Consider the following 13,431-nt stretch of genomic DNA (forward strand, 5'->3'; position numbering starts at 1 on the left):
GGGATCAGGACTCCTCGGTCGCATTTGTTGCATTGAACGGGGCGGGCAGCAGCAACTCCTTGAGTTGGGCGGTCAGCAGTTCCATCTCGGTCGGCAGCAGGGTCGCCATATTGAGCAGCACCTTCTGCTGGCGCACGGTGGCAATCACCGGCACGGGGAGTTCCCGCAGGGCATCGAGCAACTGTTGGGCAGGGCGCGGGTCTGTGCATTCGAGCGCAGGCGCGGGGTAGAACTCGTCCGGCAGGGTGCCGCCACCCACCACCAGCTGGGCGGGAACCGGCACAAAGCAGCCGGGCAGGGCTTCCATCAGCTGGGAGGCTCTGGCCTGCATGGCGGCCGGGTTGCTCAAGGTGCGCTGGGCAATGCCCTCACCGATGGGAGATTTGTTGAGCTTGTGGATGAGCAGGCGTTCGAGCAGGGAGTAGACGATGCGGCTCGGGCGGAAGGTGCGCATCATGGGGTGTTTTTCCAGCCGCTTGATAAGGTCGCTGCGGCCGCTGATGATGCCCGATTGCGGGCCCCCCAAGAGCTTGTCACCGGAGTAGCAGACCAGATCCGCCCCCGCCTTGATGTACTGGCGCACCGAGGTTTCATCCGGCGCAAACTCTTCGCTGGTCAAGCCTGACCCCTGATCTACCGCCAGCACCACGTGCTCGGGCAGGGCGCGGGCCACCTCGCCGATATCGGGGGATTCGGTAAAGCCGCGAATGGCGAAATTGGATCTGTGCACCATCAGCACCAGCGCGGTCTGATCGGTGATGGCATCAAGGTAATCTTTGGCGGTAGTGATATTGGTAGTGCCCACCTCCACCAGTTTGGCGCCGGAGAGCGCCAGAATGTCGGGAATGCGAAAACCGCCGCCAATCTGGATCTGCTCGCCCCGCGAGACGATCACCTCGCGCCCCTTTGCCACCTCCTGCAGCAGCAAAAAGAGCGAAGCGGCATTGTTGTTGACCACCAGCGAATCCTCGGCCTGGGTGAGGCAGCCGAGCAGGGGGGCAATCAGCCCCTTGCGCCCGCCGCGCTTGCCGGTGGCGAGATCCAGCTCCAGATTGTTGTAACCGGTGTTGAGGTCGCGCACCTCGTCCCACAGATCGGCACTTAACGGCGAGCGCCCCAGATTGGTGTGCACCAGGGTGCCGGTCGCGTTGATCACCCGGGTTTGACGCTGGCGCAGCTGCTGTTGGCAACGCTTGGCAATCAGCACCTCGATCTGCTCGGGGGCAACCCCATGCTGGCGAAAATCGTCGCTCTGGCGCAGTTCACTCAGGGTGTCGCGCACCGCCTGAGTCACCAGCGGGCGGCTTAGCGCATTGATAAAACCGGCGAGAAAGGGTTGCTGCAGCAGCTGTTCCACTTGCGGCAAACGGCGCGTGTGTTGCTGGCTGGGCTGTTGCTCTGAATCTGGCCGTGAATCGTCGGCAGCCGGACCTGGTGCGGGCTGGCGGTGGGGGATGGCTGGCGCGTGAGACGGGTTCGGCATGGGATTACCAGTGCAGTGCGTGGGTTCGGGATGCGCACCGGTTTGCCGATAGAGAGGCCGAGCTGACGGGTTATGGCACTGCTGGCGATTTGCGGATAACTGCAAACTGGGTGCATAAATGAGCGGGTGTAAATTAATGCTGCATCGATGCTGATAAATTAATTTTTGGCCAGCGAGATAACCTGAGTTCGGATTATATTGGCAAGCGGCAAGCACCTTTTACTAAGGTATTCTTTCAAACATATTGAACAAACGATGAAAATAAAACTCGGGCAGATAAACTCAACGAGAGAGTATTTGTTCAATAGATAAATTTGGCGGAAGAGGCAGGAATCGAACCTGCCAAAGCCTTCTCGGCTCACATCGGTTTTGAAGACCGAGGAGGCCACCAGACCCCATCAACTTCCGTAACGGTCGCCATTTTGTGGCAAATTTCTGTGACTGGCAACGCTTTTTTTGTGATAAAAAAGCGAGGGTTAGCGTTTTTTGAAAAAATCAAAGAACCTTGTTTTATATCAAATTCAGCACAATTAGCCCGATGTTTTTAATTTAACATCGGGCCCCGGTCACATTGCTGGAACTGTCGGTCAATAACGGTCGTTAACAACTCGATAAATAGTTATCGCTCGGCGTTGGCAATATTCCACTGGTCCAATTGTTCTATTAACAAGCTGGTATCTTTGGCGGCATCAAGATGCTGATAAAGATAATCCATCGCCTCGCTCACCATCTCGGTCATCGGGAAGGAGAACGCCACGATGGCCGGTTGTACCCCGACAAAGATCACCTCTGGGACAAAGGTCTTGAGCTCGTCGATCAGGAAATTGAGCGGCATATTGTGAGTCGAGAAGATAAACATCTCGGCGATGGTCTCGGGGGGGATCACCTGCAGGGTGCCCGCCTTCTCGCCGATCTCGGCGGCATCCACCAGCACCACCCGCTCCGGTTGCAGCTCCCGCACCTTATAGACCACATTTTCCGGCGCGATGCCGCCGTCGATGTGGATCCAACCGGGCAGGGGGATGGCTTGCAGCTTGTCGGCGAGATAAGGGCCGGCACCGTCGTCCCCCATCATGGCATTGCCCACGGTCAACACGAGATTGCAGCCCATCAGCGGCTCCTTACCATCAGGTACATATGGGGGTCGTTATAGAGGGCGGTGAGCTGATCCATAAAGGTGTTGGTCCAGTTCAGCTCTTGCTCGTTCAGCACATTGTCGGCCTTGCGCAGCCGGTCGAAGGCACAGGCCAGCATATGGCAGTGCTCGCGATAGATGGTGATCTCGCCAAAGGTGAGAAACCCCTCCATCTTGCGGCGGGCTTCGCTGCCCGCCTCCAGTTTCGCTACCCAGTCGCGATAACCCGCCAGCGGGCAGATCAGATCGGCGCTCAGGCAATCGACAATGCCGAGGTGATGGCCAATAGCGAGGCTGTAGTACATCACCTCTTTCGCCTCTTCCGGCACATCGAACTGTTCGTCGACAAACTTGCGCGAGAGGCGATAGAAGAAGACCTTGTCAGCCATGCACCGCCTCTCCTTTGCCCGCTGCCCGGTTGAGGCAGGCGCTCGCCAGGTTGTTGACGATCTCCGACAGGCGCGGGTCGTCGTGTTGATCGAGGTAGCTCTGGATGCGCAGATCGACATCCTGCTGGGTTGCCCCTTCGAGCAGCGCCATGAATTCGTCGGCGATGATCCGCCCCTGCCGGTAACCGGCCATGCGGCGCGCTTCGCGCTCGATCATCACCCGGATCTCGTTGGGGATGCCGGTGTGGCGCAGCTCGACCCGCTCACCCGGTTGCACCTCGTGGCTGGTGGCTTTCAGTTTCTGCTCCAGCAGACCGAGCGCCACCGCAAAGCCATAGATGGTCGCTGCGGGAGTGGGGGGGCAGCCGGGGATATAGACATCCACCGGTACTATCTTGTCGGTGCCGCCCCAGACGCAGTAGAGGTCGTGGAAGATGCCGCCGTCACAGCCGCAGGCGCCGTAAGCGATGCAGATCTTGGGATCGGGGGCCGCTTCATAGGCGCGCAGGGCCGGTACCCGCATCGCCCGGGTCACCGCGCCGGTAAAGAGCAGGATGTCGGCGTGACGGGGAGAGGCGACCACCTTGATGCCGAAGCGCTCGGCATCGAACAGCGGGGTGATGGTGGCGAAGATCTCGATCTCGCAGGCATTGCAGCCGCCGCAATCGACCCGATAGACATAGGCCGAGCGGCGAATGTCTTTGAGCAGGGTCTTCTTGAGCTTGGTGATCTCGGGATCCTGTGCCAGCGGCACGGCGCGGGTATGGGCATGGCCGACAACCGGTTCTATGCCTTTGATCTTGCTCATCACATCCACTCCTGTTGTGTGGCTATCGGTGTGATCAGGGCTGAGTCAGGCTGGCTCAGCATGCTCTGTTTTCGTTTGCAGTCGGGGCAGTGGTGCAGTCGCTCCGGGGTCGCCAGCGGCGTGCCTGCCTGCTTGAGGGTGTCCTCCACCAGCGCCACCAGTTTGCTCGGGGCAAAGTAGGTGCCGCACAGGGTGCAGGGGGCCAGCGCAAAGCGGGCCTCCTCATAGAGATCCGCCTTGTTGGTCACCGCCAGCTCGAACTCGGGGGAGAGGGCGATGGCGCGGGTCGGGCAGACCTCCTCGCAGCGGCCGCAGAAGATGCAGCGCGCCATGGAGATCTCCCAGCGCCGCTCGCCGGTCTCCATGTCCACTTCCATCACCAGCGCGTTGGCCGGGCAGGCCTTGGTGCAGGCGGCGCAGGCGATGCACTGATCCGCCTGATATTTGGGTTTGCCGCGAAAATCCCGGTTCACCTCGTAAGGGGCGAAGGGGTACTTGGCGGTCGGGGTGCCAGCCTTGAGGATGGTCTTGAACAGCTTGATCATGATGACCCCTTATTTCAGCGGAGAGTTTTTGCGATCGATGCCGTAGCGCTCGATCTCCTTGTAGGAGACCACGGTGGATTTGCCCTTCTTGGGATCGACCAGGGTGACCCGGTCGGTACAGGAGTAGCAGGGATCCAGACTGCCGATGATGAGCGGCGCATCCGCCACGGTATTGCCGCGCAGCATGTAACGCAGAGCGGGCCAGTTGGCGTAGGTGGCGGCGCGGCAGCGCCAGCGGAACAGCTTCTGGTTGTCCCCGGTCATGCTCCAGTGGACGTTCTCGCCGCGGGGCGCTTCGGTAAAGCCCAGCGCAAACTTGCCCGGCTGGTAGGTGAAGCCTTCGGTCAAAAGCGGCCCTTCCGGCAGGTGCTCAAGGCCGAACTCAATCATGTCGAGGGAGTCGTAGAGCTCGTGGATCCGCACCAGCACCCGGGATTGCACATCGCAACCCGCCTTGGTCTGGATCTCCATCGGCAGCTCACGGTAGCCGGCAAAGTCGTGGACCCGGCGCACGTCGCGCTTGAAGCCGCTCGCCCGCACCATGGGGCCGACGCAGCTGAAATCACGGGCAATTTGCGGGTCGAGCTTGCCGATCCCGATCAGGCGGGAGGAGATGTTGGCGGTATCCAGCAGCATGGCCACCAGCGGTTTCAACTCATCACGGAGCTCGCGCACCAGCTGGGCACCCTTGATGCGATCTTCCTTGAATATGTCGCGGCGCACCCCGCCAATCAGGTTGAGGCCGTAGGTCTTGCGGGCGCCGGTCAGCAGCTCGGCCAGGGTCATGGATTTCTCCCGCACCCGGAAGAACTGCATAAAGCCGGTGTCGAAACCGGTGAAGTGGCTCGACAGCCCGATGTTGAGGATATGGCTGTGCAGGCGCTCCACCTCCAGCAGCACGGCGCGGATCATCTTGGCCCGCTCCGGCACCGGAATACCCATGGCGTTCTCCACCGAGGTGGTGTAGGCGACGCTGTGGGTAAAGCCGCAGATGCCGCAGACCCGGTCGGTCAGAAACGCCACTTCGTTGTAGCCCATGCGGGTTTCCGCCAGCTTCTCCATGCCGCGATGGACATAGAAGAGGCGGTAGTCGGCATCGATGATGTCTTCCCCATCGACGAACAGACGAAAGTGCCCCGGTTCGTCCGAGGTGATGTGCAGCGGGCCAACCGGCACGATGCGGTTGGCATCACTGCCCAATTCGTTGACGAAGGGGTAGGTTTCGGTGTCGGTGGTGGGCATCGGGCGCTGGCGATAATCCATGGCGTCTTTGCGCAGGGGATGGATATCCTCCGGCCAGTCGTCCGGCAGCACCAGACGACGTTCGTCCGGCAGGCCGACGGCGCGCAGGCCGTACATGTCGCGGATCTCCCGCTCGCCCCACACCGCCGCCGGAATGGTCGGGGTGATGGAGGGGTACTCCTGGGTATCGGCATCCACCAGCACCTTGACGGTGATCCAGCACTTGGTGTCGCCCTCCATGGAGAAGACGTGGTAGACGGCGAAGTGGCCGTTGAGGCTGCGCTCGTCATTGGCAAAGGAGAGCGGAAGCCAGCCCCCCAGCTGGTGGAAAATCAGGCTGGCCGTCTCGACCAGACTGGTGGGCTTGACGGTGATGGTGGCCTGATCGGCGGTTTGCCACTCCTCGTCGACGATGGCGTGGGGCAGTTGTGCTCGCACCTGCTGGATGTAGTCGCAGCCGATGCGATCCGAAATGGCGATGGTCATGCAGTTCTCACTTTAATGTTCGGGAATGAGCATTCACAAATGATGAAATCGGAAAAAGTTGCTGTGCTGGCGGGCATGGCTCAGACCCCGACCAGATAGGCGAGCAGCGCCAGCAGAGCCAGCCCCAAGCCGTAGCGGGTGAGCTTGTGGGTGCGCACGAACTGGGTACGGGCCATGGCGTTTTCGATGATGCCAGCCAGCAAAAACGCTACCAGCAGCTTGCAGGCGAGGATCAGTGCCGCGCCGATGAGCGCAGGCAGACTCCAGTTGGCCGCCTTGCCGAAGGGCAGGAAAATAACCAGAAAGAGCTGCACCACCACCAGTTGCTTGAGGCCGATGGAGAGCTTGAGCAGGGCCAGGCCCGCACCGGAGTACTCGGTGAGCGGCCCTTCCTGCAGCTCCTGCTCGGCTTCGGCGCAGTCAAAGGGCAGCTTGCCCATCTCGACAAACACCGCGAAGGCGCAGGCGGCGCCCGCCAGCAGGGTGGCGATGGGCGCGGCCAGCGGCTGGGTCGCGACATAGTTGCTGATGTTGCCGAGATCCGAGCTGCCCACCATCATCGCCATGATGAAGCAGGCGAGCACCAGAATGGGCTCCACCAGAATGCCGAGGGTCAGTTCGCGGCGGGCACCAATCCCTGCAAACATGCTGCCGCTGTCCAGCCCCGCCAGCGAAAAGAAGAAGCGGAAGATGGCGAACAGGTAGATGTCGGTGATGAGATCACCGGCGATGGGGAAGGGGGACTCGTGAGTCAGGGTCGGCAGCGCCATTGCTACCAGCAGCAGGGCTGCGATCAGCAGCGCTGGCATCAGGTTGAAGATGATACCGGCAGGCTCGGGGGTTACCTCCTGACGGCGCAGCAGTTTGGCGATATCCCGGTAATCCTGTAGCAGGCCCGGCCCCTGACGGGAGTGCATCTTGGCCCGCAGCACCCGGTTGAAACCGGTGGCGAGCGGCGCCAGCGCCAGCATGGCGATGGCCTGGGTCAGGGCGAGGGCAACCATGCCCCAGCTCGGCATTTCAAGAACAGGCATATCAGACTCCTACAGCCATCAGGATAAAGAGCGCCAGCACAATGCCGTGCAGCAGCCAGCCGGTCATTCCGCTGGTATCGCTTACCCCATGCAGGGCGCTGGCCAGATCGAGTTGCGGCTGCTTGCGATAGAGCGGCGCGCAGAGTTGGCGCAAGGTGTGGGTGACACCGCCAGAGGTGAGGCTCATGCGCTCCTCATAGGCGTAACCACAGGCCCACGGCGTGCCTGCGTGACGACGACCCAGCTTGGGCCCCTTGAAGATGGCCAGTACCAGCAGCGGAATGAGGAACAGCCCCAGCAGGGTGATGGCGATAACGGGCGGGGAGAGGATCGACTGAGAGCTATCCAGCGGCAGCAGGGTGGCGCCGGTGGCAACGCTCATCTGGTTGTCTACCAAAGCTTGGCCATAGCTGACGATATGGGGGGCAATCCAGGGGGCGCCCAGACCCAGCACCAGACAGACCGCGGCCAGCAGCAGGGTGCCTGCCACCATGGCGCCCGGCACTTCGCGGGCGTGGCTCGCCTTCTCGCTGCGCGGGGCGCCGCAGAAGCAGATGCCGTACACCTTGACGAAACACATCACCGCCATGGCGCCGGTCACTGCCAGCATCACTACCGCGAGCGGCGCGACGACGGAGGTGCCGAGTTTGGTCATGGAGAGCAGGGACTGATAGATAAACCACTCGCTGACAAAGCCGTTGAGCGGCGGCAGCGCCGAGATGGCCATGGCACCGATCAGGAACGCCAGTGCGGTCCAGGGCATCAGTTTGGCCAGCCCTCCCATCTTGTCCATGTCACGGGTGTGGAGGCGGAACATCACGGAGCCGGTGCCCATAAAGAGCAGGCTCTTGAAGATGGCGTGGTTGAGCAGGTGATAGAGGGCGCCGAGCAGCCCCAGCACCACCAGCGCCGGTTGCTGGTTGGCGATGCCGATCATACCGATCCCCATCCCCATCAGGATGATGCCGATGTTCTCTACCGTGTGGTAGGCGAGCAGCCGCTTGAGATCGTGCTCGGCCAGCGCAAACAGTACCCCGAGCACTGCCGAGCAGGCTCCGAAGATCAGCACCACATAGCCCCACCAGAGCTGGCTGGCGCCGAGAAAATCGATGCTGACCCGCAAAATGCCAAACAGACCCAGCTTGACCATCACGCCGGACATCAGCGCCGAAATATGGGAGGGGGCAACGGGCTCGGCCACCGGCAACCAGCCGTGCAGCGGCACGAAACCGGCGCGCAGGCCAAAACCGCAGAAGCTGAGCAGGAACACCAGAGAGGCCAATGCGCCCGCCAGATGGTGCTCGCGCAGCGCGGCGAACTCCAGCGAGCCGCTTTCGCGGCAGAGCAGCCAGAAGGCGATCAGCACCAGCGCCATGCCGATATGATTCATCACCAAGTAAAGCCGGCTCTGTTTGGCGGCATCCGGGTTGGTCTTGACCAGCCAGTAGGTGGTGAGGGTTACCAGCTCGTAGCAGAGCAAGAAACCGAGTGCGTTGTCGGCCAGTACCATGCCCACCATGGCAAAGAGGAAGAGGTTCATCAGCGCGCCGATGGCCACATCCCCCTTGCCCTGATATTCGCGGATATAGGCAAAGGAGTAGAGGGCGACGGCGACGCCGACGGTGCTAATCACCAGCAGCATCAGTGCGGCCAGCATGTCGAGGTGCACCGAGCCCAGCAGCCAGAGCTGGCCGTCGACGGGGGTGCCTTGGGCAAAGATCTGGATGGCGGCGACCAGACCCGCGAGCGAGCCCAGCAGGGCAAAGCCGCTGTTGAGACGGTTGGCCAGTGCGGGCAGCTTTTGCAGGAGCAAACCGGCGGCAGCGCCCAGCAAAAAGAGCAGGAGCGTGGCCATAACAAGGGGGGACAACATCAGCGAGCTCCCTCTGTGGTGGATAAATCGGATGCAGGGAGCGCCGTGGCGGGCGCCGAGAAGGCAGAGGCCCCTTGCGGGTTGGTGTCGGCCGCTTGCTGGCGACGGATTCGGGCGGCGCGTTCGGTGTCGCCGTCATTGACCAGCTTCAGTGCCTGGGAGGGGCAGGCACCGACACAAGCCGGGCCATCGGTGCGAAATTCGCACAGGTCACACTTGACGGCGATGCTGCGCACGCCCGGCTCCCAGCTCAGCAGATCCTCGCCAAAGCAGCGCAGGCCAGCGGAGGTGGAGGGGTTGCTGGAGCGGATGGAGCAGGGGATATAGGTGTCGTAACTGGTGGCCACGGCCACCGGACGGCTGCCGCCGCTCTGGATAGCGCCAAAGGGGCAGGCCACGGCGCAGAGATTGCAGCCGATGCAGAGCGACTCGTTGAGTTGCACGCAATCGCCGGTCTGGCGAATTGCCTCGACCGGGCACACCTTGATGCAGGGGGCATCGTCACAGTGACGGCACTGAACCGGCATGGTCGCCTGCTCGTGTCGCATAACGGTTAAACGGGGGGCTTGCTGCAAACCTTGCGCCTTGTGTACTTCACTGCAGGCCGCCATACAGGTGCCACAGCCGATACAAAGCTTGGGGTCAGCGATAACGAAGCGGTTCATAGCCTACCTTGTCGTGTCGCGAACGGAGAAAGTAGGGGCAGGTTGGCAAGATACGGGCCAGAATGGTTCTTGCAGATAAATTGGTTTTAAGTGTCTGTTTTTAAATGAATAAAAATCTTCGTGTGGTTGAGTGAAAGGGCTGGTGTGGCTGTCGAACTGTGACGTGCGTCACTTGTGTCGAAGAGATCGACATTAAAAATCGAATCTCGATAGCAAGGCACAATTGACAGTAATGATATTAAAGGGAGGCAACAAACATGAGCTATTCATTGTTAGATCACTATTACCTTTGAAGAGCGAACCGCGCCATCATGCCAAGTGCATGTAAATATGCTTTCTAAAGCAACCTTAATTAATCTCGACTTAATATTCTGTACAGGTGAGACTCATATGGTGTAGATTCTGACGCGCCCGATAAACAATAAGGTTTGAAAGAAAAATGAGAAAAATGAGAAAAATGTCATTAGCAATCTTGATCATGGCCTCAATGTCTGCTGCTGCCGAACAGAAAATATACACACATAATGCAATCTTGGAGTATCAAGAAATTAGAGATGGCTGTCAGATGTATCGGCTGAATACACCAGAAGGTGCAACGCTATTGATTGGCCATAATTTTAATAGCTCTGGGCCAAATGCAGAGGGGCCTGCAGCAGCAGGAACACTTGCAATGCTGTCTGCCATGTATTCAGATTCTAGTTATCGTAGTTTTTCAATGAGGGGAACTAATAGTCTTTATCAGCCCATACAAAATGACTCTTATGAGTTTGTAAAAATCGGTGTTGACAGATATTCCTCACCAAATAATTACATGTTGTCTCAGTCAAATTTTGTAGAAAGACCAGTGCCTTACTATAGTGAGGGTACGGAACTATCAATGCGTTTTTATAATGAAGATGATCAACCAAGATACACTGGTTTTATGCCGCCATATCTCTCTTTATGTGGCAACAGTATTGCATCATTTGAATCTATAACGAGTCACCGTATTCAGGTGACAACATCCATTTCGACCATTAAAGTACAATACACATCATTCAATCCACTTGATGGATTAAAGGCAAGTAATGACCTTGTCGGCGAGGTACAACTGTCTTGGAGAAACAGTGACAACTCAGAGAGCAAAGATAGAAAACATAAGTACACACAAATTTCAAGAGCTGAAAAAAATGATGGCAAGCAAGAACTGAAGTTCGTTGAAATTGCAAAAGTAGATGTCAATGATGATCGTTACATCGATATTGGTAGTGACAAGAATATTATTGTTCCAGGCAAACAGTATGTATATCAAGTAAAATACTGTGATGGTTATAATTTTTGTGAAAGCAATAATCTAAGTGTGACTGGGCAAGCGAATTAATTCTTTGTCTCATATTACAAAATGGGGAGTGAGTATTTTTTCTCACTCCCCATTTTATTGGGATTATTACGTGGTTCTAGATATCCACCTGGGATCCAAGTTCGATAACCCGGTTGGGCGGGATCTCGAACTGATCCGGGGCGCGCAGGGCGTTGCGCTGCAGCAGCATAAAGAGCTTGCCGCGCAGATAGAGATACCAGGGGCGGTCTTTCATGATGAGCGACTCGTGGGCCATAAAGAACGAGGTCTCCATCATTCGGCAGCTCAGCCCCTCGGCGTTGCAGCGGTGGAAGATCTCCTCCACGTTCGGTGTCTCGCGCCAGCCGTAGCTTGCCACCACCCGCCAGAAGGTGGGGGAGAGCTGCTCGATGCAGACCCGGCGCACATTGTGGACGTAGGGCACATCCTCCACCCGCAGGGTGAGCAGGATGATCCGCTCGTGCAGCACCTTGTTGTGCTTGAGGTTGTGCAGCAGCGCATGGGGGATCACATTGACCACCCGCGACATATAGACAGCAGTGCCAGCCACCCGGGTCGGCGGGGATTTTTCCAGCGAGGCGATCATCGGCTCAAGGGAGTTGCCGTGCTCGTTCAGGCGACGAATAAGCTGGAAACGCTCGCTCTTCCAGCTGGTCATCACGGTGAACATCACAGCGCCCAGGGTGAGCGGCAGCCAGCCGCCGGAGAAGATCTTGGCGAGGTTGGCGGCAAACAGCGGCACGTCGATACAGAGCAGCGCGGCAAACAGGATAGCCACCAGATACTTGTTCCAGTGCCAGCTGTTCTTGGCTACCGAGCAGGAGAGGATGGAGGTGAGCACCATGGTGCCGGTTACGGCGATGCCGTAGGCCGCCGCCAGATTGCTGGAGTGCTCGAAGCTCATGATGACGATCACCACCGAGATATAGAGCATCCAGTTGATGACCGGAATATAGATCTGGCCGGACTCCTGCTCGGAGGTGTGAACGATACGAATGGGGGAGAGATAACCGAGCCGCACCGCCTGCCGGGTCAGCGAAAAGACCCCGGAGATCACCGCCTGCGAAGCGATCACCGTCGCCATGGTTGCCAAGAGCAGCAGCGGCACCAGCGCCCATTTCGGGGCGAGCAGGAAGAAGGGGTTGGCAATGGCCGCCGGATTGCTTAGTAGCAGCGCCCCCTGACCGAAGTAGTTGAGTACCAGGGAGGGCAGCACCACGATAAACCAGGCGAGGCGAATTGGATTTTTGCCAAAATGGCCCATATCCGCGTAGAGCGCCTCCACCCCGGTGATGGCCAGCACCACGGCGCCGAGGGCAAAGAAGGAGGTGGTCTGGTACTGGATAAAGAAGCGCACCGCCCAGATGGGGTTAAGCGCTCCCAGCACCTCGGGGTTGTGGATGATGCCGCGCAGCCCCAGCACCGCCAGCGTCATAAACCAGATCAGCATGATGGGGGCAAACAGCTTGCCCACCATGGCGGTGCCATGTTTCTGGATGGCGAACAGCAGGGTCAGCACCAGCACCGAGAGGGTGACGATATAGGGGTCGAGGGCGGGGGTGAGAATGCTCAGCCCTTCGATGGCCGACATCACCGACATCGCCGGGGTGATCACCACCTCGCCATAGAAGAAGCTGCCGCCAATCAGGCCGAGGATGATCAGCAGCGGCGTCCAGCGGGTGGAGGCGTTACGGGTCGCCAGCGACATCAGGGTGAGAATGCCACCCTCGCCGGCGTTGTCGGCCCGCATCACAAAGGAGAGGTACTTGACCGACACCACCAGGATCAGCAGCCAGAAGATCAGCGAGAGAAAGCCGAGAATGGAGGCGGGCTCGACGCCGAACCCGAATTGACCTGACAGGCACTCGCGCAAGGTATAGAGCGGGCTGGTGCCGATATCGCCATAGACTACGCCAATCGCCGCCAGCATGACGCCGGACATGGCTTGTTGTTTATCACAGTTCATGAGTTCATCTTGTCAGTTTGATGTTTACACGTTTGCCACAGCAGATCGCCCCGAACACATCAGGTATGTGTGGATACAACATCGGGGGGAAATCAAAGGATTGCGATGGGAAGGGAGCTAATCGGATATAAAGATGCGTTTCATGGGACACAGTCTGTTCATCTGTCGTTAAGCTTATAATGACACACACTCTGCGGGTTCATGCTCAGGTATAAATAATCAAAACGCCCTTTTGAGTAAGGTTATTAATTGGCCGTTGATTGAAATATTCACCCGCTCTGCGGGCAACCGTTTGTTTTATCTGGGGAAGCGCTTTGGCCACTATTTTTTACCGAGTTGATTGAAAAATAGACGATAAAATAGTGACTAATTAATTGCTGGCAGTATGACAAGGGGGAGGATGTTGGGTAGCAATGGAGTCTCTATTTGGGAGGAAAAAATGTAGGGTGCAATGAACGAAGTGAAT

11 protein-coding genes and 1 tRNA gene are annotated in these 13,431 nt (G+C 58.5%); 1 reads left to right on the forward strand and 11 read right to left on the reverse strand.

Going from position 1 to position 13,431, the window contains the following annotated elements; genetic code table 11:
- Positions 1–4 precede the first annotated feature (4 nt).
- The 10 genes from selA to LG31_RS0118415 all read right to left on the reverse strand — a co-directional run bounded on the left by selA (position 5) and on the right by LG31_RS0118415 (position 9,660).
- A complete protein-coding gene (gene selA / locus LG31_RS0118375; RefSeq protein WP_033115862.1) occupies positions 5–1,483 on the reverse strand; it encodes an L-seryl-tRNA(Sec) selenium transferase in 1,479 nt (492 codons plus the stop codon).
- A 315-nt stretch (positions 1,484–1,798) separates the two neighbouring features.
- Positions 1,799–1,890: transfer RNA gene (locus LG31_RS21060), tRNA-Sec, on the reverse strand.
- A 212-nt stretch (positions 1,891–2,102) separates the two neighbouring features.
- Entirely contained in the window at positions 2,103–2,594 is a 492-nt protein-coding gene (gene hycI / locus LG31_RS0118380; protein ID WP_033115863.1) for a hydrogenase maturation peptidase HycI, read from the reverse strand.
- Positions 2,594–3,007 carry a formate hydrogenlyase maturation HycH family protein gene (locus tag LG31_RS0118385; protein ID WP_033115864.1) on the reverse strand — a complete coding sequence of 138 codons (414 nt, stop codon included), beginning with the start codon at positions 3,005–3,007 and terminating at the stop codon, positions 2,594–2,596. Before LG31_RS0118385 ends, hycI begins: the two co-directional genes overlap by 1 nt.
- Positions 3,000–3,815, reverse strand: coding sequence for an NADH-quinone oxidoreductase subunit B family protein (locus LG31_RS0118390; protein ID WP_033115865.1), 816 nt, complete (start codon positions 3,813–3,815; stop codon positions 3,000–3,002). Before LG31_RS0118390 ends, LG31_RS0118385 begins: the two co-directional genes overlap by 8 nt.
- The gene (locus LG31_RS0118395) at positions 3,815–4,360 is read right to left on the reverse strand and encodes a formate hydrogenlyase complex iron-sulfur subunit (protein WP_033115866.1); all 546 of its coding nucleotides are present in this window, start codon (positions 4,358–4,360) and stop codon (positions 3,815–3,817) included. The genes LG31_RS0118390 and LG31_RS0118395 overlap by 1 nt, the downstream gene beginning before the upstream one ends.
- A 9-nt stretch (positions 4,361–4,369) precedes the next feature.
- Positions 4,370–6,088 carry a hydrogenase large subunit gene (locus LG31_RS0118400; RefSeq protein WP_033115867.1) on the reverse strand — a complete coding sequence of 573 codons (1,719 nt, stop codon included), beginning with the start codon at positions 6,086–6,088 and terminating at the stop codon, positions 4,370–4,372.
- 80 nt (positions 6,089–6,168) lie between these two features.
- On the reverse strand, positions 6,169–7,122 hold the full coding sequence (locus tag LG31_RS0118405; RefSeq protein ID WP_033115868.1) for a respiratory chain complex I subunit 1 family protein: 954 nt from the start codon (positions 7,120–7,122) through the stop codon (positions 6,169–6,171).
- 1 nt (position 7,123) lies between these two features.
- Positions 7,124–8,995 (reverse strand): hydrogenase 4 subunit B, encoded by a 1,872-nt coding sequence (gene hyfB, locus LG31_RS0118410; RefSeq protein ID WP_033115869.1) that lies wholly within the window; start codon positions 8,993–8,995, stop codon positions 7,124–7,126.
- On the reverse strand, positions 8,995–9,660 hold the full coding sequence (locus LG31_RS0118415) for a 4Fe-4S dicluster domain-containing protein (RefSeq protein ID WP_033115870.1): 666 nt from the start codon (positions 9,658–9,660) through the stop codon (positions 8,995–8,997). Before LG31_RS0118415 ends, hyfB begins: the two co-directional genes overlap by 1 nt.
- 457 nt (positions 9,661–10,117) lie before the next feature.
- On the opposite strand from LG31_RS0118415, the gene LG31_RS20620 reads away from it, so the two are divergent.
- Complete coding sequence (locus LG31_RS20620; RefSeq protein WP_238567539.1) at positions 10,118–11,020, forward strand: hypothetical protein; 903 nt, start codon at positions 10,118–10,120, stop codon at positions 11,018–11,020.
- A 76-nt stretch (positions 11,021–11,096) separates the two neighbouring features.
- On the opposite strand, the gene kup is transcribed toward LG31_RS20620, so the two are convergent.
- The gene (kup, locus tag LG31_RS0118420; protein WP_024944982.1) at positions 11,097–12,965 is read right to left on the reverse strand and encodes a low affinity potassium transporter Kup; all 1,869 of its coding nucleotides are present in this window, start codon (positions 12,963–12,965) and stop codon (positions 11,097–11,099) included.
- Positions 12,966–13,431: the final 466 nt, after the last annotated feature.

This window comes from Aeromonas lacus, assembly GCF_000764665.1.
In the GTDB taxonomy this organism is placed as follows: Bacteria; Pseudomonadota; Gammaproteobacteria; order Enterobacterales; family Aeromonadaceae; genus Aeromonas; species Aeromonas lacus.

What these genes read in the sequence shown, in the direction of transcription:
- selA (WP_033115862.1), bottom strand. Translation starts at nt 1,483, where the DNA reads ATGCCGAACCCGTCTCACGCGCCAGCCATCCCCCACCGCCAGCCCGCA.
- hycI (WP_033115863.1), bottom strand. Translation starts at nt 2,594, where the DNA reads ATGGGCTGCAATCTCGTGTTGACCGTGGGCAATGCCATGATGGGGGAC.
- LG31_RS0118385 (WP_033115864.1), bottom strand. Translation starts at nt 3,007, where the DNA reads ATGGCTGACAAGGTCTTCTTCTATCGCCTCTCGCGCAAGTTTGTCGAC.
- LG31_RS0118390 (WP_033115865.1), bottom strand. Translation starts at nt 3,815, where the DNA reads ATGAGCAAGATCAAAGGCATAGAACCGGTTGTCGGCCATGCCCATACC.
- LG31_RS0118395 (WP_033115866.1), bottom strand. Translation starts at nt 4,360, where the DNA reads ATGATCAAGCTGTTCAAGACCATCCTCAAGGCTGGCACCCCGACCGCC.
- LG31_RS0118400 (WP_033115867.1), bottom strand. Translation starts at nt 6,088, where the DNA reads ATGACCATCGCCATTTCGGATCGCATCGGCTGCGACTACATCCAGCAG.
- LG31_RS0118405 (WP_033115868.1), bottom strand. Translation starts at nt 7,122, where the DNA reads ATGCCTGTTCTTGAAATGCCGAGCTGGGGCATGGTTGCCCTCGCCCTG.
- hyfB (WP_033115869.1), bottom strand. Translation starts at nt 8,995, where the DNA reads ATGTTGTCCCCCCTTGTTATGGCCACGCTCCTGCTCTTTTTGCTGGGC.
- LG31_RS0118415 (WP_033115870.1), bottom strand. Translation starts at nt 9,660, where the DNA reads ATGAACCGCTTCGTTATCGCTGACCCCAAGCTTTGTATCGGCTGTGGC.
- LG31_RS20620 (WP_238567539.1), top strand. Translation starts at nt 10,118, where the DNA reads ATGTCATTAGCAATCTTGATCATGGCCTCAATGTCTGCTGCTGCCGAA.
- kup (WP_024944982.1), bottom strand. Translation starts at nt 12,965, where the DNA reads ATGAACTGTGATAAACAACAAGCCATGTCCGGCGTCATGCTGGCGGCG.